Below are 22,433 nucleotides of genomic sequence, written 5' to 3' on the forward strand. Positions count from 1 at the left end.
ACGGTACGGAAGGCGGTGCCCTGAGAGCGGGTGCGCGCGGCGGAGGCCGCGGGCGCATCCGCGGCCCCGTACGGGGAAGGGCGCGGGTCAGACGTAGTCCTCCAGCTTCGCCACCGCGTATCCCTTGTCCGTGATGGTCTTCATGACCCGGCGGATCATGTCGGGCATCGAGCCCTTCCAGTCCTCCTCGCCCCGGAAGTGGGTGAGGACGATGTCGCCGGGGTGCAGGTCCCGGTCCCACTCGCGCCATTCCATGTGGTCGGGGAAGGCCTCGGAGGACCACAGGGGCACGGCGGTGATCCCGCAGGACTTGGCGGCGACGAGGGTGTCGCGGTTGTAGTTGCCGTAGGGCGGGCGGAAGAGGGTGGGCCGCTTGCCGTAGTGCTTGAGGATCTTCTCCTGCTGGCCGCAGATCTCCCGCTTCTGCTCGGTGTGGGAGAGGCCGGGCAGATAGCGGTGGTTGAGCGTGTGGTTGCTGATCGTCACCCCGCGCTTCTGCATCTTCTTGAAGTAGCCGTAGTCGTCGTTGGTGACGTAGTCACTGAGGAACGCGCTGTACGGGATGTCCAGTTCGGTCATCATCCGCAGCAGTTCGGGGTCCTTCTCCGCCCCGTCGTCCATCGTCAGGAAGACGATCCTCTCCTTGGTCGGGACCGTGGTGAAGACGGGCGGCAGTCCGGCGTCGTCCCCGACCTCGAAACCCTTGCGGGTGGTGATGCGCGGCTTCGTCCTCGGCGGCTCGGGGGCCGCGAGCGGGGTCTTGGCGAGCCCCCACTTCTTCGCGGCGACGGCCCGTGCGGCCTGTTTCCTCCTGAGCGCCTCGGCGTACGTGTCCGGGGCGCGGGCGGGCCCGGCCTTCGGAGCGGCCTCGCCCGGCCGGCCGGCGGCGGGCTTCTCGGGGCCGGGGGCTCCCGCGCCGCCGCCGCTCTCCGCCGCGCACCCCGAGGCGACGGCGGCGGCCAGCAGGGCCGCCAGCACGACGACGCCCGACCTGTAACGTTTCATGGCTGATTTTTCTTTTTGTCGTACTAGCTGCATGGCGCCGCATCCTGCCAGCCCTCGGCCCGCCTCCCGCCCCGACACCGCGAGCGGACCGCCCCCGTCCCCCGGCCGGCCCACAGCGCCGGCGCGGCAGCCACAATGGGCCGGGTGAACGCAACGACCCCCTCCGCCCCGGACGACGACCCCGCCCGCGCCGCCTTCGCGGCGCTGCGCACCCCCGAGGGCGAGCAACTGCTGGCCGAGCTGCGCGACCACGACCCCGCCGACGAGCTGGCCGCCGCGACCCGGCTGCGCCGCGCGCATCCGGCGGAGCTGGTGTCGGCGGCCCTGGGCCAGGCCCGGCTGCGGCAGCGGGCGGTGGCCAAGTTCGGGGCCGAGGACGCCTACCGGATGTTCTTCACGCCCAACGGGGTCGAACAGGCCACCCGCACCTCGGTCGCCGCCCACCGCGCCGCCCGGTTCGCCGGGCTCGGCGTGCGGAGCGTGGCCGACCTGTGCTGCGGCATCGGCGGCGACGCCCTCGCCCTGGCCCGCGCCGGGATCTCCGTCCTGGCCGTGGACCGCGACCCGCTGACCGCCGAAGTGGCCCGCGCCAACGCCGGGGCGCTCGGCCTGGAGCGACTGATCGAGGTGCGGTGCGCCGATGTCACGGAGATCGACACCTCCCAGTACGACGCGGTCTTCGTGGACCCGGCACGGCGCGGAGGCAGGGGCCGCATCTTCGATCCGGAGGCGTACTCACCGCCGCTTTCCTGGGCGGTGGCCGCCGCGCTGAAGGCCCCCAGGGCGGCGCTGAAGATCGCTCCGGGCGTCCCGCACGAGGCGATCGGCCCGGAGGCGGAGGCCGAGTGGATCTCGGACGGCGGCGATGTGAAGGAGGCGGTGCTCTGGTACGGGGAGGGCTTCGCGTCCGGCGTGTTCCGGGCCACGCTGCTGCCCTCCGGGGCGACCCTGACCGCCCCGGCCCCGCTGCCCGCCCCGCCCGTGGGCCCGGTCGGGCGCTATCTGTACGAGCCGGACGGCGCGGTGATCCGGGCACATCTGGTCGCCGACATCGTGGAGCGGTGCGACGGGCGGCTGGTGGACGAGACGATCGCGTACGTCACGAGCGATACGCGGTACTCCTCCCCGTACGTCTCGGGTTACGAGATCACCGACCGGCTGCCGTTCAACATGAAGAAGCTGAAGGCGCTGCTGCGGGAGCGGGAGGTCGGCGTACTGACCGTCAAGAAGCGGGGCTCGGCGGTCGAGCCGGAGGAGCTGCGTCGCCGGATGAAGTTGAGCGGTCCTCACTCGGCGACGGTGTTCCTGACCCGGGTGGCGGGGGCTCCGACGATGCTGATCGGCCATCCGCTGGGCTGATCCGCCCGGCGGGCCCCACGCTGACCCGCCCGGCGGACCTCATCAGGACGCCCACCACCCAGCGGCGGTGCGCCAGGGCCGTGACCGCGCCGGTCAACGCGGTCAGCCAGGCGACCATGCCGACGCCCATCACCAGGGCGACCAGCCCGTACGTCTCCCGGCCGGGTCGCGCGCTCGCGGGTCCGATCACGCAGAGGGCGAGCCCCACCGTGCCCAGGGCGAACGACAGCAGCAGCCAGGCGAGGCTCGTTCCGGGCATCCGCAGCCGCCGGTCGCGCTCCGGGTCCCGGTCCAGCGCGCCCCAGGCGGTGAGCAGCGAGCGGACCTTCCGGTCCCGCCGGACGCCCAGGAGGAGGAAGACGCCGGCCGGGATCAGCACCGTGACGCCGATGACCAGGCTGACGAATCCGCCGGCATAGCTGGTGAAGTCGACCAGATCAATCGCCTGTTCGAACATGACGATTCCGGAGCCCACCAGGCTCCAGCCGATCGCGACGAGCCCCGCCCACATCCACAGCAGACCGAGCCGCGCCGGCCCCACGTGCATCCTCACCAGCTCGCCCAGAACCACCGCCCGGTCGGCGAGCATCGCCTCGCGGTCGGGCCAGGAGCGGATCCCGACAGGCGGCGGAGGCGGCGGGAGCGGGGCACGGCGTGGCATGCGCAGAACATTACCGACCCGGCCGCAGGGGCGGCCCGCCCGTTCGAGCCCTCACGGCCGCCCGTCCGTTCAGGCGTCGCGCAGCGCCTGGATGTCCAGCTTCCTCATGCCGAGCATCGCCTTCATGGCACGGTCCGCCTTCACGGGATCGGGGTCGGCCAGCAGGCGCGGCAGCTCGTTCGGCACGATCTGCCAGGAGACCCCGAACCGGTCCTTGAGCCAGCCGCACTGGCCTTCCTCGCCGCCCTCGGAGAGCGCGTCCCAGAACCGGTCCACCTCGGCCTGGTCGGCGCAGTCCACGGAGAGTGAGATCGCCTCGGTGAAGGGGAACTGCGGGCCTCCGTTGAGCCCCATGTAGTCCTGGCCCGCGAGCCGGAATTCGACGGTGAGCACGGAACCCGTCTCGCCCGGGGCGGACTCGCCGTAGTGGGTGACGTCCAGGATCCGGGAGTCCCCGCCGAAGATCGCGACGTAGTGCTCGGCCGCCTCCTTGGCCTTGCCGTCGTACCAGAGACAGGGGGTGATCTTCTGCATGACCTTCTCCTCGTCGGGCCGTCCACGCGTCCGGGCCGGTCGGTCCGGACGTCGTGGAAGGTAGACCCGGCCCGCCTCCCGAACTCATCGGACACGCCCCGGACCCGCCGTTCCCCACCCGGGCGGGCTCAGTGGGAAGCCGCGTCCGTACGGGCTCAGCGGGAAGCCGCGTCACCCTCCCGCTCGGCGCCCCGGCCCCGCGCCCAGGCCCCGCGCCGCGGCCTCGGCCCGTCGAGAGCCTTGCGCTCCGCGGGCAGGAGGACGTACGCCGCCAGCGCCGCCGCCGCCAGGAGTCCCGCCGCGGCCCAGAACGCGGCCTCGAACCCCGAGGACAGCTCGGTGAGCCCGGTGGAGCCGCCGGAGACCTGGGCGGCGACGGTGACCAGGACCGCGAGGCCGAGCGAGCCGCCGACCTGCCGCGAGCTGTTGAGCAGCCCCGAGGCCATGCCGGTCTCGCCGGTGGCCACATCGGTCGTCGCGGCCGTGCCGAGCGGGACGAAGCAGAGCCCCATGCCGAAGGAGCAGAGCAGCGACGGGCCGAGGATCGAGACGAGGAAACCGCCGTCGACCGTGACGGTCGCCGCGAACCAGGCCATGCCGAGCGCCGCCAGCGTCGCGCCCACCGTCATCAGCCGCCGGATACCGAGCCCGGCGACCGCACGGGGAGCGAGGATCGAGCCCACGACGACGCCCACGCAGAACGGCAGGAACGCGAACCCGGCGGTGGTCGGCCGGAACCCGAGCACCAGCTGCATGAAGAGCGAGACGAAGTAGAACGCGCCGAACTGGGCCGAGGCCAGCAGCAGACAGAACAGATTCGCGGTCAGCACCGGCCGACCCCTCAGCAGGCCGGGCCGGAGCAACGGGGATTCGGTTCGCAGTTCGACGGCGACGAAGGCGACCAGCAGGATCACCGCCGCGCCGAGGGAGGCGAGCGTGGTCGCCGAGCCCCAGCCGTGGTCCGAGGTCCGCACCAGCCCGAGGACCAGCAGCGTCGTCCCGGCCGTGACCAGCAGCGCCCCGGCCACGTCCAGCCGCGCCCCGGCCCGCCGCGCCCCGCCGACGGGTCCGGTGCGTGCGGCGGCGGCCAGTGCGAAGACGACGATCGGCACGTTGACCAGCATCACGGACCGCCAGCCCATCGCGTCGGTGAGCACCCCGCCCGCCAGCACCCCGACCGCGCCGCCCGCCGCACCCGCCATGCCCCACAGTCCGAGCGCCCGGGACCGGGCGGGCCCGGCCGGGAAGGCCAGGGTGATCAGGGCGAACGCCACCGGGGCGAGGGCCGCCGCGCCGACGCCCTGGACGGCCCGCGCCGCTACCAGCGACCCGGGCGACCAGGCGAGCCCGCCGGCCAGGCCGGCCAGGCCGAAGAGCACCAGGCCCGCCGTCAGGACACGGCGGGGACCGGTCAGATCGGCGAGTCGGCCGCCGAGCATGAGGAGCCCGCCGAAGGCGAGGGCGTACGCGTTCACGACCCACAGCAGCCCGTCCCCGCCGAAGCCGAGGTCGCTGCGGATGTCGGGCAGCGCGACGTTCACCACCGACATGTCCAGCGACACCAGGAACTGCACCGTGAGCGCCACCACCAGCAGCCACCGCGCGTGCCGCTCTCCCGCACCCGGCGTGCCCGCCGCCCCGCCCTCGGGGCCTCTTGCCGTTCCGCTCCTCCCCGCGCCGCCCATGACGTCCCCTTCCCTTCGCGCTTCCCTCGACCGAGAATTACCGTACGCGTACAGAAAATAAAGGCCGAGGCACCGGGAGGGTTCCGCGGCGGACCGGAGCAAAGCCCCGGGAGGAGAGAATGCCCAGGTGTCAGGCACCGAGAAGACCGAGAAGGCGAAGAAGATGAGAAATCCGGTGTCGGGCGGCAAACCGGGCACATCCGGGCGGCCCGCCCCACGGCCCGCCGGACGGCCCGTTGGGCGGCCCCGCCGACTGGACCCGGACGTGATGATCGCCACCGCGCGCCGCATCGTCGAGGAGGAGGGCGTGTCCGCCCTGTCCATGCGACGGGTGGCGAAGGAGCTGGGCAGCACGCCCATGGCGCTCTACCACTACGTGCAGGACAAGGACGAGCTGCTGATGCTCACCCTGTCCGGCACGGCGGCGGCGTTCCCGCGCCCGGAGCTGCCCGAGGACCCGCGCGAGCGGCTGGTGGCGGTCGCCGCTCACCTGCACGACGTCATCGGCCGGATCCCCTGGGTGCTGGACATCCTGGCGCTGGGCGAGCTCACCGACCGCGACGCGCTGTGGATGGTGGAGGAGATCGTCGACTGCGCGCTCGCCTGCGGCCTCTCCCCGGCCCGCTCGGTGCGGGCGTACCGGACGATCTGGAGCTACGTCTACGGGGACCTGGTCTTCCGCAGGGCGGCGGCCCGCCGGGCGGAGAGCCCGCCGCGCCGGGAGTTCTTCCCGGAGATGGTCACCGAGAAGGACGCGGCGGAGCTGCCCCGGCTCACCGAGGTCAAGGACCGCTGGCGGGAGTACGCCGCCGACTACGAGACCGTCGAGGAGCTCGACGCGATCGTGGACGGCCTGCTCAGGCGCGGGACACGGGGTGCGAGAACCTCACCGGACCGGGGCACGAAGACCCGACCGGGGCGCGGAGACCCGACCGGCCCGGGGCACGAAGACCCGGCCCGGGACGCGGGGGCCGACGGCTCCCGCCGACCCGGTGCCCGCGCGTTCAGCCCACCGTCTCGAAGCGCCACCGGTGCACCGGGCGGGTGATCAGGGCGGCTTCGGGCTCGGGGAGTTCGGGGAGGTCGTCGCCGTACGAGGCGTCCTGCCACCACGTCATCACCAGCACCCGGTCCTGCGGGGCGCGCAGCAGTTCGCCGCGGTGGGGTTCGCGGGCCAGCTCGGCGGCCCGTGCCCGCGCCCACTCCAGGAGTTCGCCGCCGCGTCCCTCGGCGGCGCGGGCCTCCCACATCAGGACGATGGTTCCGGCGCTCATGAGTACAGGTTGTCCTTGCTGATCTCGTGCACGTGGTCGTGATCGTGGGAGTGACCGTGACTGTGACCGCGACCGTGAGCGTGGTCGGCGCCCGGCACATGCGGCTCGGTGACCGGCAGCGAGGAGTCCGCGGAGAGCTCCAGGTCGGAGGGGCGGCGGTTGCGGGCGACCATCTCCGCGCCGAGCGCCGCGACCATCGCCCCGTTGTCGGTGCAGAGCCCGGGGCGCGGTACCCGCAGCAGGATGCCGGCCCGCTCGCAGCGCTCCTGGGCCAGGGCGCGCAGCCGGGAGTTGGCCGCGACGCCGCCGCCGATCATCAGATGGTCGACGCCCTCGTCCTTGCAGGCCCGGACCGCCTTGCGGGTGAGCACGTCCACCACGGCCTCCTGGAAGGACGCCGCCACGTCCCGTACCGGCACCTCCTCGCCCGCCGCGCGCTTCGCCTCGATCCAGCGGGCGACGGAGGTCTTGAGCCCGGAGAAGGAGAAGTCGTACGGGGCGTCGCGCGGGCCGGTCAGACCGCGCGGGAACGCGATCGACGCCGGGTCGCCCTCCTTGGCGAGCCGGTCGATGACCGGGCCACCGGGGAAGCCGAGGTTCAGCACCCGGGCGATCTTGTCGAACGCCTCGCCCGCCGCGTCGTCGATCGTCGCGCCGAGCGGGCGGACGTCGCTCGTGATGTCGGGGGCCAGCAGGAGCGAGGAGTGGCCGCCGCTGACCAGCAGGGCCATCGTCGGCTCGGGCAGCGGACCGTGCTCCAGCTGGTCGACGCAGATGTGCGAGGCGAGGTGGTTGACCCCGTAGAGCGGCTTGCCGAGCGCGTACGCGTACGCCTTCGCGGCCGAGACGCCGACGAGCAGTGCTCCGGCGAGCCCGGGGCCCGAGGTGACGGCGATCCCGTCGAGGTCGCGGGCGCTGACGCCCGCCTCCTTCAGGGCGCGCTCGATGGTGGGGACCATCGCCTCCAGGTGGGCGCGGGAGGCGATCTCCGGGACGACGCCGCCGAAGCGGGCGTGGGTGTCGACGCTGGAGGCGACGGCGTCCGCGAGCAGGGTCGTCCCGCGCACGACGCCCACGCCGGTCTCGTCGCAGGAGGTCTCGATGCCGAGTACGAGAGGTTCGTCGGCAGCCATCATTCAGTCCCGGTTTCTGGTGCGTGCTCGTGCACTGCTTGCTCTTGCGTGGTGAGGCGCATGACCAGGGCGTCGATGTTCCCCGGCTGGTAGTAGCCGCGCCGGAAGCCGATCGGTTCGAAGCCGAAGCGCTCGTACAGTTTCTGCGCCCGCGCGTTGTCGACCCGGACCTCCAGGAGGACCGTGGCGCACTCGAAGGCGGTGGCGGCCTTCAGCAGGTCGGTGAGGAGTTCGGAGCCGAGGCCGGTGCCCCACGCCTCGCGGCTGACCGCGATCGTCTGGACGTCGGCCAGGTCGCCGAGGGCGGCGAGCCCCGCGTAGCCGGCGATCCGCCCGGTGGCGGGGTCCTCGGCGACGACGTAGTGGCGGGTGGCGCCGGGGCCGCGGGCGTGGGCCAGTTCGGACCAGAACATGCCGGGCGACCAGGCGTCGTCCGGGAACAGCACGTGTTCGAGGTCGAGCACCGGCGCGATGTCCCACCAGCGCATCTCGCGCAGTACGGCGGCGGTGCCGATGGCGGCGGTGCTCACGTGGGGGTGACCACCTTGTAGTTCTTCGGGACCTGCGCGTCGGGCCTGCGCAGATAGAGCGGCCGGGGCTCCAGGAGCTCCTGTCCGGCGGCGAGGTGTTCGGCGGCGAGCGCGGCGAGCGCCCCGGCGGCGACGTGCTCGGGGCCGCGCGCGTCGGGGAAGGCGTCCGGGTAGAGGACCGCGCCCGCGCCCACCACGGGGAGCCCTGCCAGCGCCCCGGCGATGTCGGCGGGCCGGTCGACGGCGGGTTCGCCCGTACGGGTGCGGGCGTCCTCGTACCGTGCCCAGTAGACCTCCTTGCGGCGCGCGTCCGTCGCCACGGCGAACGGCCCTTCCAGGCCCTCCAGGCCGGCGGCGTACGCGAGGCCGTCCAGGGTGCACAGGCCGTGGACCGGTACGGAGAGGGCGGAGCCGAAGGTGGCGGCGGTGACCAGGCCGACCCGCAGGCCGGTGTACGGGCCGGGGCCGACGCCCACGACCACGTCCGTCACGGCGTCGATCTTCATCCCGGCCTCGGCGAGGACCCGGTCGACGGCGGGGAGCAGCAGCTCCCCGTGTCTGCGGGCGTCGACCTGTCCGAAGGAGGCGATGACGGACGTGCCGTCGTGCAGGGCGACGGTGACGGCGGGCGTGGCGGTATCCATGGCGAGCAAGAGCACGCAAACAGCCTACGGCTCCGCCGACGGCGTTACCGCGTCCGTACGGCGTCCCGGCCCGTCCGCTGTCTGCTGCTACCGTCACCCGGTATCCGCGGGTACGACGTAAACGCTTGTACGACATGCGGCAACGGCAGTCGAAAGGGGAGTTCACGGTGGCTAGGGGAAGCTCGGGAATCGTGGCCGGGCTCACTGCGGCGGCGGTCGCCGCGGTCGCCTTCCTCGCCTACCAGGCCTCGGCGAACGCCCCCGAGTCGGTGGCGTCCACGCCCGGCGCGAAGCCCTCCGCGTCGGCCTCGGCCCAGCCCTCCGCCAAGCCGAAGCCCAAGGCCGACCCGCTGGCGGTCCCGGGGGCGTCGGGCACGGGCGAGCGCGTCGTGTACGCGCTGAAGGACCGCCGGGTGTGGCTGGTCGACGAGGGCGACGAGGCGATCCGTACCTTCACCGTGATGCCGAGCTCCGTCAGCCCGCCGCCCGGGGTCCACAAGGTCACCTCGCGCTCGGGCACGGTCCAGGGCTCGGACGGCGTCCCGATCGAGCACGTGGTCCGCTTCGCGAACGTGGACCAGGTGGCGATCGGCTTCAGCGCGGCGCAGGACGGTTCGATGGCCAGCCCGGACCCGACGTCGAAGACCGGCGGTGTCCGGATGAAGCGCGCGGACGGCAACGCCATGTGGACCTTCGCGACGGTCGGCGCGAAGGTCGTCGTCGTCCCGTAGGGCCGCAGGCCCACAGGGCCTCAGGCGGCCCGCCTCCGGGCGGTCTCCGCGTGAGCGCTCTCCTCGTCCCGGTCCGCCGAGCCGGATGGCTCCGGCGCGGTCGGCTTCCGGCTCGGCGGGGTGGAGACCGCGGTGGCCGCGGCGCACGAGGCCAGCAGGTCCTTCATCGACAGGGCGGACGGAGTCGGTCGCGCTGCGCGCTCGGGCGTCGGCATGGATGCCTCCTTGATGCTCCGGTGAAGGGTGTGGTTAGGTAAGCCTAACCACACCTCGTACCCATGTGACCACGACCACGGGCCCGCACGCAACAATTTACCGACGCCCTGTCGGGAAGGCTACTCCCGGATCGTCACCCCAGGTCCGCCCGCAGCCCGGCCCAGCGCGCCCCGATGCCGATCAGGGTCACCTCGCGCCGCTCGTCGTCGGTGTCGCCGGTCGCGCGGTCGATGAGGACCCGCAGCCGGTCCTCCGCCAGCTCCTCGACCTTGCCGTCCCCCCACTCCACGACCACCACCGACTCCGGCAGCGACACGTCGAGGTCCAGGTCCTCCATCTCGTCGAGCCCGCCGCCCAGGCGGTACGCGTCGACGTGGACCAGGGCGGGGCCCCCGGTCAGCGAGGGGTGGACGCGGGCGATGACGAAGGTGGGCGAGGTGACCGCGCCGCGCACGCCGAGGCCCTCGCCGAGACCCCGGGTCAGCGTCGTCTTCCCGGCGCCCAGCTCCCCGGTGAGCATGACCAGGTCGCCGGGGGCCAGCACCCGGGCGAGGCGGCGGCCAAGATCCCGCATCTGTTCGGGGGAGGTGACGGTGAGCGTCACCGTGACGGCCTCGGGTACGGCCCCGGCGGGCTCGTCGGCGGTCGTCCCGGCGGGCTCGGGGACGGTCGTCCCGGCGGGCTCGGGGACGGTCGCTCCTGCGGGTTCCGGAACGGTCTCAGCGGCCGGGCCGCTGTGCGGTGCTTCCATGTCCGTCAACGTTAGCGGCCGGCACCGTGCCGCTGCGTACGAGCAGGTCGGCCAGCCGGTCGGTGACCGTCTCCGGGTGCTCCAGCATCACCAGGTGCCCGGCGTCCGGCACGATCACCAGTTCGGCGTCGGGCAGGACGTCCGCGATGGCCTCGCTGTGCGAGCTGGGGGTCACCAGGTCCTTGTCCCCGGCCAGGATCAGCACGGGCACGTCCCGGAACGCGGGCAGCGCACCGCTCTTGTCGTGCTCGGTGAAGGCCGGGTAGAACTCGGCGACCACATCGATCGGGGTGGACTCGATCAGCCGTTCCGCGAACCGGGCGACCGCCGGGTCCACGTCCCGCGAACCGAACGAGTACCGCTTGATCAGCCCGGCGAAGAGGTCGGCCGTGGCCCGTCGCCCCTTCTCCACCAGCTCCGCCTGCGAGCCGAGCGCCTTCAGCACCCCGGGCAGCACCCGGCGCACCGCGTTCACGCCCGCCACCGGCAGCCCGAAGTTCACCTCGCCGAGCTTGCCGCCGGAGGTGCCGACCAGGGCGACGGCGGCGACCCGGTCGCGGATCAGGGCCGGGTACCGGTCGGCCAGCGCCATCATCGTCATGCCGCCCATGGAGTGCCCGACCAGCACCAGCGGGCCCTCGGGGGCCGCCGCGTCGATGACCGCCTTCAGGTCGCGGCCGAGCTGGTCGATGCCGACCGGCACCCCGTCCGCCTGGGCCCGGCCCCGCCCGGAGCGGCCGTGGCTGCGCTGGTCCCAGTAGACGGCGCGTACGAGACCGCGCAGGGCGGCCCGCTGGAAGTGCCAGGAGTCCTGGCCGAGGCAGTAGCCGTGGCTGAAGACGACGGTGACCGGGGCGGGGGCCTTGTGCCCGAAGAGCCGACGGCGGCGGGTGCCGGAGGAGCCGGACCCCTCCTCGCCCGGGGGCGGCGCGTCCTGAACCTCGTCGATCTCGTAGTACAGCTCGGTGCCGTCGTCGGCGACGGCCCGGCCCGGCGTGCCGCGCAGCGAGCCGAAGGGTCCGGTCGCGTCCAGCGCGAGGCGGGCCCTCTTGCGCATGCCGCGCCCGACGGTGAGCCGCTCGACGGCGACCCCGGCCGCCGCGCCGGCGGCGAGCACGCCTATGGCGGCTCCGGCGATCCCGGCCCGGCGCCAGCCGGCCGCCGTGGCGGCGGTCGCGGCAACCACGTCCTGCCCGCTGCCCCCGCTCACCGCGGCACACCCCCGGTCAGGTCGCCGGCCGTCCCGCCCACGTACACCCTGGGCACCCGTGCGCCGATGCGGGTGACGATCTCGTACGCGATCGTGCCGGCGGCCTCCGCCCAGTCCTGGGCGGTCGGCTCGCCCCGGCCGCCCGGTCCGAACAGCACCGCTTCCGCGCCCGCCTCCGGCCGGTCGCCGTGGAGGTCGACGACGAACTGGTCCATGGCGACCCGGCCCGCGACCGTGCGCGTCTTCCCGCCGACCAGGACGGGACCCCGGCCCGACGCGTGGCGCGGGACGCCGTCCGCGTAACCGACGGGAATCAGGCCGAGCGTCGTCCCGGCGGAGGTCGTGTAGTGGTGGCCGTAGCTGACGCCGTGTCCGGCCGGGGCGTCCTTGACCAGGGCGACGGACGCGGCGAGCGTCATCACGGGCCGCAGCCCGAAGTCGCCGGGCGTGCCCAGTTCGGGGGCGGGCGAGATGCCGTACATCGCGATGCCCGTCCGTACGAGGTCGAAGTGCGCCTCGGGGATCGTGAGCGTGGCCGGGGAGTTGGCCAGATGCCGCACCTCGGGCTCCACGCCCTCCTTCTCGGCGTACGCGACCAGGTCGCGGTACACGGCGAGCTGGGCGGCGATCGAGGGGTGGCCGGGCTCGTCGGCACAGGCGAAGTGGGACCAGAGGCCGGTGACCTTCACCCGCCCGGCCCGCTCGGCGGCCAGCGCCTCGGTGACCAGCTCGGGCCAGTCGGCGGGCTGGCAGCCGCTGCGGCCGAGGCCGGTGTCCGCCTTGAGCTGGATCCTGGCCGGCCGGCCGGCCCCGGCGGCGGCCGCGACGGCCTCGCGCAGCGCCCACACGCCGCTGACCGACACGTCGATGTCGGCCTCGATCGCCTCGCGCCAGGGGCCCCCGGGCGTCCACAGCCAGCACATGATCCGGCCGTCGAGTCCGGCCGCGCGCAGGGCGAGGGCCTCCTGCGGGGTCGCGGTTCCCAGCCAGGTGGCCCCGGCCTCGCGGGCGGCCCTCGCGCAGGGCACGGCCCCGTGCCCGTAACCGTCGGACTTCACCACGGCCATGAGCTGCGCACCGGCCGCACGCTCGCGCAGGACGCGCACGTTGGCGCGCAGCGCGGCGAGGTCGATCTCGGCACGGGCTCTCAGGGACGCTGTCTCGTTCATCGCGCCCAGTCTCTCAGAGGCGTCGGCCACCTCCCCGGCAGTGCACGCGGGTATCCAGCCTTATGTACGTTTCATCACATGCTTCAGGTGGTCGGCCAGGACCGGGACATGGCTGTCGGCCACGTCCTTGACGGCGGTGATCAGCGTGACGGGGCCGCCCTCGCGCACCAGGCCGACGAGCCGCTCGACGGCCTCCGTATGCGCCGGGTCCTCCAGTTCGGTGCGGTAGCGCTCGACGAAGGTGTCGTGGCGCGCGCCGGAGCGGTCCTGGTGGTACCAGGACCGCAGCTCGTCCGAGGGGGTGACGTCCTTCAGCCATACGTCGACCGCGGCCCGCTCCTTGGAGACGCCCCGGGGCCAGAGCCGGTCGACGAGGACCCGGGTGCCGTCGCCGCCCTCCGGCGGGTCGTAGACCCTGCGTACGCGTACGGGTTCGCTGTCGCTCACCGCTGCCGACCGCCCTTCCGCTCCCGGGCTTCCACCCTCGCCCCCGCTCAGCCCGCCCGCACGTCGCGCCAGGCGGCCTGGATGCCGTCCGCGACGTCCTGTGCGGAGACCGGGGCCCCGTCCGAGCCGTGCCGGGCGGCGAGCCCGTGCAGATACGCGCCCACGGACGCGGCGTCGCGCGGGGCGAGTCCGGCCGCGAGCAGGGACCCCGTAAGACCGGAGAGCACGTCGCCGCTGCCCGCGGTGGCGAGCCAGGACGTGCCGGTCGGGTTGACCCGTACGGGGGTGTCGCGGGCCTCCGCGACCAGGGTCGTGGAGCCCTTGAGGAGCACGGTGGCGCGGTAGCGGGCGGCCAGTTCGCGCACCGCGGCGAGCCGCCCGGCCTCGACCTCCTCGCGGGCCGTGCCGAGCAGGGCCGCGGCCTCCCCCGCGTGCGGGGTGAGGACGGTGGGGGCGGTCCGGGTCCGCACGGTCTCCGCGTCCAGCAGCCGCAGCCCGTCCGCGTCGACGAGCACGGGGACGTCGGCGGCCAGCACGTCGGCGACGGCCGCCTCCGCGCTCCGCCCGTCGCCGAGACCGGGCCCCACCACCCAGGCCTGCACCCGCCCGGCCTTCGACGGCGGCCCGGCGTGCACCAGCGCCTCGGGGTAGCGGGCGATCACCGCGTCCACGCCCGGTCCGACGTACCGCACGGCCCCGGCCCCGCCGCGCAGCGCACCCGCGACCGCGAGGACCGCGGCACCCGGGTAGCGCTCGGAACCGGCGACGACGCCGACGACCCCGCGCCGGTACTTGTCGCTCTCCGGGCCCGGCGCCGGCAGCAGCGCGGCGACGTCCGCGTACTGGAGGGCCTCCAGGTCCGGCGGCTCGGGCAGTTCCGGGCCGAGCCCGATGTCGACCAGCCGCAGGGCCCCGGCGTGTTCGGCGGCCGGGTCGATCAGGAGGCCGGGTTTGTACGTGCCGAAGGTGACCGTCGCGTCCGCCCGTACCGCGTCGCCGTGCACCTCCCCGGTGTCGGCCTCCACCCCGCTCGGCAGGTCGACGGAGAGGACCGGGGTACGGTCCCGGGTCACCGTGTGCAGCAGCCCGGTGGCGCCCTCGCGCAGCCCGCCGCGCCCGCCGATGCCGGTGATGCCGTCCACCACGAGGTCGAGCACGCCGAGCCCGTCCGGCCCGTCGGCGACCTGTCCCCCGGCCGCCAGCAGCGCGGCGAGGCCGCCGGGGTGGGCCCGGTCGGGGGCGAGCAGCAGGGCCCGGACGCCCGCGCCCCGGCGGGCGAGGCGGGCGCCCGCGTACAGCGCGTCGCCGCCGTTGTCGCCGCTGCCGACCAGCAGCAGGACCCGGGACCCGTACACGCGGCCGTTGCGCCGCAGCAGATCGCCGCAGGCCACGGCGAGCCCGGCGGCGGCGCGCCGCATCAGCTCGCCCTCCGGCAACCGCCGCATGAGGGCGGCCTCGGCGGCCCGTACGGTCTCCACGCTGTAGGCACGTCGCATGGGTCCCACCCTCCGCGATCACCCGGGCCGACGCCACCCCCGTACGCCCACCGCGCGGGCGGCGGGTTCACCCCCGCGGGAGGGCCGGCCGGACGCGTGTCACCCCTGCGGCGTGTCCGGCCGGGCGGGTGTCACCCCTCGGCGATGACCACCGCCGACGCCACCCCCGCGTCATGGCTGAGTGAGACGTGCCAGCCGCGCACGCCCAGTTCGGCGGCGCGGGCGGCGACCGTGCCGCGTACCCGCAGCCGGGGCTGCCCGCTCTCCTCGACCCAGACCTCCGCGTCGCTCCAGAGCAGCCCGCCGGGTGCGCCGAGCGCCTTGGCCAGGGCCTCCTTCGCGGCGAACCGGGCGGCGAGCGAGGCGACTCCGCGCCGCTCGCCGCTGGGCAGTGTCAGCTCACTTCCGACGAAGAGCCGGTCGGCCAGCTGGGGCGTACGCTCCAGCGCCGCACCGAACCGCTCGATCTCGGCCACATCGATCCCGACCCCGATGATCACGACCCCACCCTCACTGTTCCTGTCGCGCTCGCGCCCCGACGCCGCGGGCCGCTCGCTCACTCCACGGTCACGGACTTCGCCAGGTTGCGCGGCTGGTCCACTTCGTTGCCGCGGGCCGTCGCGAGCTCGCAGGCGAAGACCTGGAGCGGCACGGTGGCGACCAGCGGCTGAAGCAGCGTAGGCGTTGCGGGGACGGTGATGAGGTGGTCGGCGTACGGGACGACGGCCTCGTCGCCCTCCTCGGCGACGACGATGGTGCGCGCGCCCCGGGCCCGGATCTCCTGGATGTTGGACACGATCTTGTCGTGGAGGACCGAACGGCCGCGTGGCGAGGGGACGATGACGACGACCGGGAGGCCCTTCTCGATGAGCGCGATCGGCCCGTGTTTCAGCTCGCCGGCCGCGAAGCCCTCGGCGTGCATGTAGGCGAGTTCCTTGAGTTTGAGCGCGCCTTCGAGGGCGACCGGGTAGCCGACGTGCCGGCCGACGAACAGGACGGTGTCGTGGTGGGCGAGGGACCGGGCGAGCTCGCGCACGGGCTCCATCGTCTCCAGCACCCGGTCGACCTCGCCGGAGATCGCGGAGAGCTGGCGCACCACCGTACGGATCTCGTCGCCCCATTTGGTGCCGCGTACCTGGCCGAGGTAGAGCGCCACGAGGTAGCAGGCGACGAGTTGGGTGAGGAAGGCCTTGGTGGAGGCGACGGCGACCTCGGGCCCGGCGTGCGTGTAGAGGACGGCGTCGGACTCGCGGGGGATCGTCGAGCCGTTCGTGTTGCAGATGGCGAGCACCTTCGCGCCCTGTTCGCGGGCGTGCCGCAGCGCCATCAGGGTGTCCATGGTCTCGCCGGACTGGGAGATGGCGACGACGAGGGTGCGCTGGTCCAGGATCGGGTCCCGGTAGCGGAACTCGCTGGCGAGTTCGGTCTCGCAGGGCAGCCGGGTCCAGTGCTCGATGGCGTACTTGGCGATCATTCCGGCGTGGAACGCGGTTCCGCAGGCGACGATGACGACCTTGTCGACCTCCCGCAGTTCGGCGGCCGGGATGCGCACCTCGTCGAGGTGGAGCGTGCCCTCGCCGTCGACCCGGCCGAGAAGGGTGTCGGCGACGGCCTGCGGCTGGTCGGCGATCTCCTTGAGCATGAAGGAGGCGTATCCGCCCTTCTCGGCGGCGGACGCGTCCCAGTCGACGTGGTAGTCGCGCACCTCGGCGGGCTCCCCGTCGAACCCGGTGACGACGACGCCCTCGCGGCTCAGCTCGACGACCTGGTCCTGGCCCAGCTCGACGGCGGACCGGGTGTGCGCGATGAACGCGGCGACGTCCGAGGCGAGGAACCACTCGCCCTGCCCCACGCCCACGACGAGCGGTGAGTTGCGCCGGGCGCCGACCACCACGTCCGGCTGGTCCGCGTGCACGGCGACCAGGGTGAAGGCCCCCTCCAGCCGCCGGCACACCTGCCGCATCGCCTCCGCCAGGTCCCCCTCGGCCGAGAACGCCTCGGCCAGCAGATGCGCGACGACCTCGGTGTCCGTCTCCGACTCCAGGGCGTGCCCGCGTCCGGTCAGCTCGCGGCGCAGGGCCGCGAAGTTCTCGATGATCCCGTTGTGTACGACGGCGACCCGGCCCGCGTTGTCCAGATGCGGGTGGGCGTTGGTGTCGGTGGGCGCCCCGTGCGTCGCCCAGCGGGTGTGTCCGATGCCGGTCCGTCCGGCCGGCAGCGGCCGGTCTCCCAGCTCCTTCTCCAGATTGACGAGCTTGCCCGCCTTCTTCGCGGCGGCGAGCCCGCCGTCCGCGAGAACGGCGACGCCCGCCGAGTCATAGCCCCGGTATTCGAGGCGCTTGAGTCCTGCGACGACGACGTCCTGCGCCGACTGTCCACCGACATAACCCACGATTCCACACATAACGGCACCCTAAAGCCGGAAGTGTCTCGCGGGAGGAATGTTGGTGCCATACAAATCTCCGTACATGCACCACAAGACGCAGGCCGCAGGCCGCAGGACGGGAGGGCCTGACATGTCGGTGACCCGGATCGACATAGACGATGAAGCCCTGGAGCGGGCGATGGCCCTGTCCAAGGCCCGGACGAAGAAGGAGACCGTCAACCTCGCCCTGCGCTTCTACGCCGAGCGGCAGGAGCGGGCGGCACGCATCAGCCGCCACTTCGATCGTGCGCGCACGTGGGGCGCGGTCAAGGACGCCGAACGGCGGCACCGGGCGGAGAAGGACGGGCAGTGATCTACCTGCTCGACACGTCGGGCCTCGTACGACTGCTCTCCGAGCCCGACCGGCAAGCGGCGTGGTCCGATGCGATCGAGGCCGGCACGATCGCCTCCTGAGACTCCGGTGCGGGCCCGTACGAGGTCCCGCGCCGGAGCCGGGCCGGCCTCGCCCCGTCAGGAGCAGTACTGCGCCTCCTTGCCGATCGACCGGTACATGCAGTCCGCGTTCTCGATCAGCTGGAGCACCGCGTCCCGGTTGCGGGACGTCTCGCGCTCGATGACCTCGTCGGGCGGGTAGAAACCGCCGCCGGAGGCCGAGCGGGGGTACAGCTCGAAGGTGTAGCCGAAGATCTTCTGCGAGCCCCACAGCCAGTCGTCGATGGACCCGTCGGTGATGTACAGGTCACTGGACTGCTCGGCGGTGTAGCCGTTGCTCGCCGCCATCCTGCGGCCCACCTCCGCGAACGCGTTGCGGTCGTCGGTGGTCATGCCGGGTGCGGTGTCGTTGTACGTGTAGCCGAAGGGCCACAGCACCAGTTCGCTGTACGTGTGGAAGTCGATGGCCGCCGTGATCTGCTGCTTTCCGCCGATGACCCGGCTGCGGACGAAGTCGGCCACGACCTTCGTCTCGGGCGCGGACTCCGCGGCGGCCCCCCGATAGGTCTCCGACGAGGGGCTGGAGGAGGAGCCGCCGCAGCAGCCCCACTTGTAGGCCCAGTTCCGGTTGAGGTCGGTCCCCACGGCGGTGGAGCCGGAGTTGGGCTGACGGTTCTTGCGCCAGCTGCGGTACGAGCCGGAGGCGATGTCGTACTCGCCGCCGTCCGGGTTCATGTCCGGCACGATCCACAGTTCCCGGCCGTCGACCGCCTGTTTGATCCGGGAGTCGGAGCCGTAGCCCTGGCCCAGTTCGCGGAGCAGGTAGAGCGCCATCTCGACGGTCAGGTGCTCGCGGGCGTGCTGGTGGGCGGTGAACAGGACCTCGGGTTCGGCCTCGTCGGCGGCGACGTTGTCGCTGACCTTGACCGCGATGACGTCGCGGCCCTGGTAGGTCTTGCCGATGACACGCTTGCTCATGATCGAGGGGTTCGCGGCGATGCGCGCGTCGATCGCCGCGTTCATCTCGGCGTAGTTGTGGTAGCGGGAGTCGGCGGGCGGGAAGTCGAGGGCGCTCACCCCGTCCGCCGCGTGCGGCGCGGCGTCCGGGGCGGGCAGTGCCTCCAGTACATGGCCGCGCGCCCGGAGCGTCCGGGCCTGGGCCGCGTCCGCGGTGATCACGACGCCGTGGTCGTGGACCTCGTCGATCGAGACGCCCGCGCGGGCGATGTCGGTGCGGGCGGCAGGGGTGGTGCGCCCGGTGATCTCGTACTGGAGCGTCCGCTCGTCCGCGGCGACGGCCGCGTTCGGGGCCGCGTTCCCCGCGGTCGCCACGGTGGTGGCGGGGGCCGCGAGGGCGAGGGCGAGCAGGACGGTCAGGGCGGCGTTGCGTCGGGCCTTCGTCGGCCGGGATCTCCGTGCGGTGACGAGTCGCATGCTGGCATCTCCTGGGTCCGTCGGGGTGGGGGTGGAGCTGTGCGACGGGCACAGAATGGACTCATGTCATGACCGGGTCAAGATGATGGTTCCGGCCATCTCGGGACTGGGCCCCGGCCGGTGAGACATACGCGCCCCCGACTACGCGTCTCCGAAGAGGAAGAGCGGCATCCAAGGGTGTCGGCCGCGACGTTCGCGATGGTCGTGGTGTTCCCGCTGCCGCGGTAACGAGAAGGGCCGGCTCCTACTCCCCCAGCTTCCGGCGCAGCGCGGCCCGCTCCGGCTCGGTGCCCGCGAGCTCCAGCGCCTCCCGGTACGCGTCAGCGGCCTCCCCGTCCCGCCCCAGCCGGCCGAGCAGATCCCCCCGCGCCACGACGTACGGCGGGTACCCCCGCAGCCGGGGCTCCCCCGCCAACGCGTCGAGCAGCGCGAGACCGGCTCCCGGACCGTCCCGCATCGCCACCGCCACGGCGCGGTTCAACGCCACCACGGGGGACGGGGCGATCGTGAGGAGCACGTCGTACAGGGCAACGACCTGCGGCCAGTCCGTGGCCGCCACGTCCGCCGCCTCGTCGTGCAGGGCGGCGATGGCGGCCTGCACCCCGTACGGCCCGGCCGGCCCGCCGGTCAGCGCCCGGACGACCAGGGCGCGGCCCTCCTCGATCATCGGCCGGTCCCAGCGCCCCCGGTCCTGGCCCTCCAGCAGCACCGGCTCGCCCTCCGGCCCGGTCCGCGCGTCGCGCCGGGCGTGGACGAGGAGCAACAGCGCGAGGAGCCCGGCGCTCTCCCGCTCGGCGGGCAGCAGACGGTGCAGTATCCGGGCCAGCCGGATCGCCTCCTCGGCCAGGTCGAGCCGCTGGAGACGGGGCCCCGAGCTGGCCGCGTACCCCTCCGTGAAGACCGAGTAGACGACCTGGAGGACCCCGGGCAGCCGCTCGGGCAGTTCGTCGGGGCCGGGCACCCGGAACGGGATCCGGGCCTCGCGGATCTTCTTCTTGGCCCGCACGATGCGCTGGGCCATGGTCGCCGTCGGCACGAGGAAGGCCCGCGCCACCTCCGGTGTGGTGAGCCCGGCGAGGCACCGCAGGGTCAGGGCGGTGCGGTCCTCGGCGGCGAGGGCGGGGTGGGTGCAGGTGAAGAACAACTGGAGCCGCTCGTCCGGAAGTTCACCCTGTCCGGATCCGGACAGGTCCGGGGCGGGCGCGGGCTCGGCGCGTTCCGCGTCGGCGGCGAGGACGGCGAGCCGGGCGGCGTACACCTGGTCGCGCCGCAGCCGGTCCACCGCCCGACGCCGGGCGGTCGTCAGCAGCCAGGCCCCGGGCCGGGCGGGGACGCCCTCGACGGGCCAGTGCCGCAGGGCGGCCTCGATCGCCTCGGACGTCACCTCCTCGGCCAGATCGAGGTCCCCGAACCGGCGGACGAGGGAGGCGAGCAGCAGCCCGCGCTCCTCCCGGAACACCGCCTCGACGGCTTCGGCGGCCATCCGGCCCTCCCCCGGGGGCACACCCTCGCCCGGCACGGCTCTCAGGCCCCGAAGTCCGCGACCGGCCGGACGACGACCGAGCCGCCGTCCCGCGAGCCGGGACAGCGTGCGGCCCAGTCGAGGGCGGCGTCGAGGTCGGGCACGTCGATCACGAGGAACCCGCCCAGCAGCTCCCGTGTCTCGGCGAACGGCCCGTCCGTCACGGTCCGCTCACCCGTCGGCGAGACCCGCACGGTGGTCGCGGTCACCAGATCGGCCAGCGACTCCCCGGAGACGTGGATCCCCGCGTCGTGTACGTCCTTGTCGTAGGCCATCCAGTCCTCGACGGTGCACTGGGGCGCGCCGCCCTGCTCGTCGACGGCCCCGCTGTGGATCAGCAGCATGTACTTCATGGTCGGCTCCTTCTCGCCTGTGCGTCGCGCCCGCCGTGCGGGTCGCCCTACACCATGACGACGAACGGGACCGGGCCCGATCGACACGCCGCCCGAATCTTTTTCACCACTCCTTTCACGGGGCCTTGCACGACTCCTTTCGCGGCCCCTGTCGCGGTTCCTTTTCATGGTTCCTTCTCACGGCTCGGCGGCATACGCCCGGGCCTCGCGGCATTCCCCGCAGCGCCCCGGCACGGACGAACGGAAGGCCCGGTCGCAGTCGTCGCAGTTCTGGAGGGGGACGACGGGCACGGGGTCGGGCAGGGGCGGCGGAAGCAGTGCGATGAGCCGGTGACGCACCAGCTTCGCCGGGTGCCGGAGGGGTACGGGCGGATCATCGGTGAGCGCGGCCCGCACGACGTCCGGCCGCATGCCCCGCTCCAGCCAGGCGGCGACCCCGGGGGTGAGCACCTCCACGTCCGCCCCGGTGAGGACGAACCGGGGCGCGGTGACCTGGAGCCCGGCGAGCAGGCGGGCGGCCTCGGCGAACAACGCGGCGCCGGGCCTGCGGGGGAAGGGCAACGGCGGGGGCGGCGGCTTGGGCGCGGTGGGCGGCGGCACGAGCCGGGGCACGGGGCCGGGGTCCCGCACCACGGCGGGCTCGGACGCCGGTACGTGTACGCGCGCAGGTGCGGGTAGGGCAGCGGGCGCGGGCCCCGGCACGGGTACGGAAGCCGGTGCGGGCCCCGGCACGGGTACGGGAGCGGGCGCCGCCTCCCGTACAGGCGGCTCCGGATCGGGAGCGGGGACAGGCGCGGCACAGACCCCGGCCCCGGCCCCGGTCCGCCGGGCCGCCGCCTCCGGGTGGTTGTACGACTCCGTACGCGTGGCCACCCGCCCGCCCTGGACGCGTTCACGCATGCGGCGCAGGAATCCGTGGTGCTCCAACTCCCGCAGCGCGGCGGCGATGCGGGCCTCACTTTCCGGGAAGATCGCGGCGAGAACCTTGACGCCGACGCGCCTCCCGGCGGGCAGCGACTGGATGTGGGTGCCGAGGCCGATGGCCAGCAGGGACATGCCCCGGTGCTGGGAGAGCCGGTTGGAGATGATCGAGTAGCCGTCGGTGAGCCGGATGTTGATATGTACAACGCCGGAGGACGGGGCGCGCGAGGGCGCGCTAACCTGCTGGGTATCCATCGGGAAGGTCCTTTGCTTCCTCGGTGGTCAGGCCTTCGGTCGGGATGCCAGTCCCGGCCGGGGGCCGTCTCATGTCTGGGTGGTGGTCAGCGCGAGCATATGCCCGCCAACAGGCCATAAATCCACCCCGGTTGGCACACTTCACCCATGTGAGTGACGACGCCCTGGGCGCGCTGACGCGCCTGCGCACCCAGGGGTAGCCACAGGCCCGGTCAGGGTTGGGTTGGGTATTTCCCCCGTACTCAAGGACACGTGCTTAAAAGCTTTTACGTCGCGGCCGACCAC

22 protein-coding genes and 1 pseudogene are annotated in these 22,433 nt (G+C 73.5%); 4 read left to right on the forward strand and 19 right to left on the reverse strand.

Features of this window, described 5'->3' with window-relative positions; all coding sequences use genetic code 11:
* Positions 1-87 precede the first annotated feature (87 nt).
* Positions 88-1,005, reverse strand: coding sequence for a polysaccharide deacetylase family protein (locus ACZ60Q_RS31455; RefSeq protein ID WP_469640963.1), 918 nt, complete (start codon positions 1,003-1,005; stop codon positions 88-90).
* 135 nt (positions 1,006-1,140) lie between these two features.
* Between ACZ60Q_RS31455 and ACZ60Q_RS31460 the strand changes: the two genes are divergently transcribed.
* Positions 1,141-2,364, forward strand: a complete 1,224-nt coding sequence (locus ACZ60Q_RS31460) for a THUMP-like domain-containing protein (protein ID WP_469640964.1) — start codon at positions 1,141-1,143, stop codon at positions 2,362-2,364.
* A gap of 730 nt (positions 2,365-3,094) precedes the next feature.
* Here the strand turns inward: ACZ60Q_RS31460 and ACZ60Q_RS31465 are convergent.
* Positions 3,095-3,559 carry a VOC family protein gene (locus tag ACZ60Q_RS31465; protein WP_469640965.1) on the reverse strand — a complete coding sequence of 155 codons (465 nt, stop codon included), beginning with the start codon at positions 3,557-3,559 and terminating at the stop codon, positions 3,095-3,097.
* A 155-nt stretch (positions 3,560-3,714) separates the two neighbouring features.
* Positions 3,715-5,244, reverse strand: coding sequence for an MFS transporter (locus ACZ60Q_RS31470; protein ID WP_469640966.1), 1,530 nt, complete (start codon positions 5,242-5,244; stop codon positions 3,715-3,717).
* A gap of 127 nt (positions 5,245-5,371) precedes the next feature.
* Between ACZ60Q_RS31470 and ACZ60Q_RS31475 the strand changes: the two are divergent.
* Positions 5,372-6,127: pseudogene (locus tag ACZ60Q_RS31475) on the forward strand (TetR/AcrR family transcriptional regulator); the annotation flags it as partial.
* Positions 6,128-6,248: 121 nt separating this feature from the next.
* Here the strand turns inward: ACZ60Q_RS31475 and ACZ60Q_RS31480 are convergent.
* The 4 genes from ACZ60Q_RS31480 to tsaB are packed head-to-tail and all read right to left on the reverse strand — an operon-like array spanning position 6,249 to position 8,825.
* A complete protein-coding gene (locus ACZ60Q_RS31480) occupies positions 6,249-6,518 on the reverse strand; it encodes a hypothetical protein (RefSeq protein ID WP_469640967.1) in 270 nt (89 codons plus the stop codon).
* The gene (gene tsaD, locus ACZ60Q_RS31485; protein ID WP_469640968.1) at positions 6,515-7,651 is read right to left on the reverse strand and encodes a tRNA (adenosine(37)-N6)-threonylcarbamoyltransferase complex transferase subunit TsaD; all 1,137 of its coding nucleotides are present in this window, start codon (positions 7,649-7,651) and stop codon (positions 6,515-6,517) included. The genes ACZ60Q_RS31480 and tsaD overlap by 4 nt, the downstream gene beginning before the upstream one ends.
* Positions 7,651-8,139 carry a ribosomal protein S18-alanine N-acetyltransferase gene (gene rimI / locus ACZ60Q_RS31490; RefSeq protein ID WP_469640994.1) on the reverse strand — a complete coding sequence of 163 codons (489 nt, stop codon included), beginning with the start codon at positions 8,137-8,139 and terminating at the stop codon, positions 7,651-7,653. Before rimI ends, tsaD begins: the two co-directional genes overlap by 1 nt.
* Positions 8,140-8,177: 38 nt before the next feature.
* Positions 8,178-8,825: a tRNA (adenosine(37)-N6)-threonylcarbamoyltransferase complex dimerization subunit type 1 TsaB gene (gene tsaB, locus ACZ60Q_RS31495; RefSeq protein ID WP_469640995.1), complete on the reverse strand. Its 648-nt coding sequence runs from the start codon at positions 8,823-8,825 to the stop codon at positions 8,178-8,180.
* Between the two features lie 134 nt (positions 8,826-8,959).
* Here tsaB and ACZ60Q_RS31500 point away from each other — a divergent pair, with 134 nt between their 5' ends.
* Positions 8,960-9,556 carry a hypothetical protein gene (locus ACZ60Q_RS31500; protein WP_469640969.1) on the forward strand — a complete coding sequence of 199 codons (597 nt, stop codon included), beginning with the start codon at positions 8,960-8,962 and terminating at the stop codon, positions 9,554-9,556.
* 20 nt (positions 9,557-9,576) lie between these two features.
* Here the strand turns inward: ACZ60Q_RS31500 and ACZ60Q_RS31505 are convergent, their stop codons facing one another.
* The 8 genes from ACZ60Q_RS31505 to glmS form a co-directional block, all read right to left on the reverse strand.
* Entirely contained in the window at positions 9,577-9,771 is a 195-nt protein-coding gene (locus ACZ60Q_RS31505) for a hypothetical protein (RefSeq protein ID WP_469640970.1), read from the reverse strand.
* Between the two features lie 134 nt (positions 9,772-9,905).
* Entirely contained in the window at positions 9,906-10,523 is a 618-nt protein-coding gene (tsaE, locus tag ACZ60Q_RS31510; protein WP_469640971.1) for a tRNA (adenosine(37)-N6)-threonylcarbamoyltransferase complex ATPase subunit type 1 TsaE, read from the reverse strand.
* Complete coding sequence (locus ACZ60Q_RS31515) at positions 10,492-11,733, reverse strand: alpha/beta fold hydrolase (RefSeq protein ID WP_469640972.1); 1,242 nt, start codon at positions 11,731-11,733, stop codon at positions 10,492-10,494. The genes tsaE and ACZ60Q_RS31515 overlap by 32 nt, the downstream gene beginning before the upstream one ends.
* Positions 11,730-12,902: an alanine racemase gene (alr, locus tag ACZ60Q_RS31520; RefSeq protein ID WP_469640973.1), complete on the reverse strand. Its 1,173-nt coding sequence runs from the start codon at positions 12,900-12,902 to the stop codon at positions 11,730-11,732. The genes ACZ60Q_RS31515 and alr overlap by 4 nt, the downstream gene beginning before the upstream one ends.
* A gap of 60 nt (positions 12,903-12,962) precedes the next feature.
* Positions 12,963-13,349, reverse strand: a complete 387-nt coding sequence (locus tag ACZ60Q_RS31525) for a DUF488 domain-containing protein (RefSeq protein ID WP_469640974.1) — start codon at positions 13,347-13,349, stop codon at positions 12,963-12,965.
* A 47-nt stretch (positions 13,350-13,396) separates the two neighbouring features.
* Positions 13,397-14,845, reverse strand: a complete 1,449-nt coding sequence (locus tag ACZ60Q_RS31530) for an NAD(P)H-hydrate dehydratase (protein WP_469640975.1) — start codon at positions 14,843-14,845, stop codon at positions 13,397-13,399.
* Positions 14,846-14,976: 131 nt separating this feature from the next.
* Positions 14,977-15,345: a holo-ACP synthase gene (locus ACZ60Q_RS31535; RefSeq protein WP_103507544.1), complete on the reverse strand. Its 369-nt coding sequence runs from the start codon at positions 15,343-15,345 to the stop codon at positions 14,977-14,979.
* A gap of 56 nt (positions 15,346-15,401) precedes the next feature.
* Positions 15,402-17,249, reverse strand: a complete 1,848-nt coding sequence (gene glmS, locus ACZ60Q_RS31540; RefSeq protein ID WP_469640976.1) for a glutamine--fructose-6-phosphate transaminase (isomerizing) — start codon at positions 17,247-17,249, stop codon at positions 15,402-15,404.
* Between the two features lie 112 nt (positions 17,250-17,361).
* Here glmS and ACZ60Q_RS31545 point away from each other — a divergent pair, with 112 nt between their 5' ends.
* Positions 17,362-17,583: a type II toxin-antitoxin system VapB family antitoxin gene (locus tag ACZ60Q_RS31545; RefSeq protein WP_469640996.1), complete on the forward strand. Its 222-nt coding sequence runs from the start codon at positions 17,362-17,364 to the stop codon at positions 17,581-17,583.
* A gap of 158 nt (positions 17,584-17,741) precedes the next feature.
* Here ACZ60Q_RS31545 and ACZ60Q_RS31550 read toward each other — a convergent pair whose 3' ends face one another.
* From ACZ60Q_RS31550 to ACZ60Q_RS31565, 4 genes are all read right to left on the reverse strand, one after another.
* Complete coding sequence (locus tag ACZ60Q_RS31550) at positions 17,742-19,097, reverse strand: M14 family metallopeptidase (RefSeq protein ID WP_469640977.1); 1,356 nt, start codon at positions 19,095-19,097, stop codon at positions 17,742-17,744.
* A gap of 244 nt (positions 19,098-19,341) precedes the next feature.
* Positions 19,342-20,580 carry an RNA polymerase sigma factor gene (locus ACZ60Q_RS31555; RefSeq protein ID WP_469640978.1) on the reverse strand — a complete coding sequence of 413 codons (1,239 nt, stop codon included), beginning with the start codon at positions 20,578-20,580 and terminating at the stop codon, positions 19,342-19,344.
* 41 nt (positions 20,581-20,621) lie between these two features.
* The gene (locus tag ACZ60Q_RS31560; RefSeq protein ID WP_469640979.1) at positions 20,622-20,972 is read right to left on the reverse strand and encodes a YciI family protein; all 351 of its coding nucleotides are present in this window, start codon (positions 20,970-20,972) and stop codon (positions 20,622-20,624) included.
* Between the two features lie 177 nt (positions 20,973-21,149).
* Positions 21,150-22,148: a hypothetical protein gene (locus ACZ60Q_RS31565; RefSeq protein ID WP_469640980.1), complete on the reverse strand. Its 999-nt coding sequence runs from the start codon at positions 22,146-22,148 to the stop codon at positions 21,150-21,152.
* Between the last annotated feature and the right edge of the window lie 285 nt (positions 22,149-22,433).

It is taken from the genome of Streptomyces sp. NPDC104313 (genome assembly GCF_055583985.1).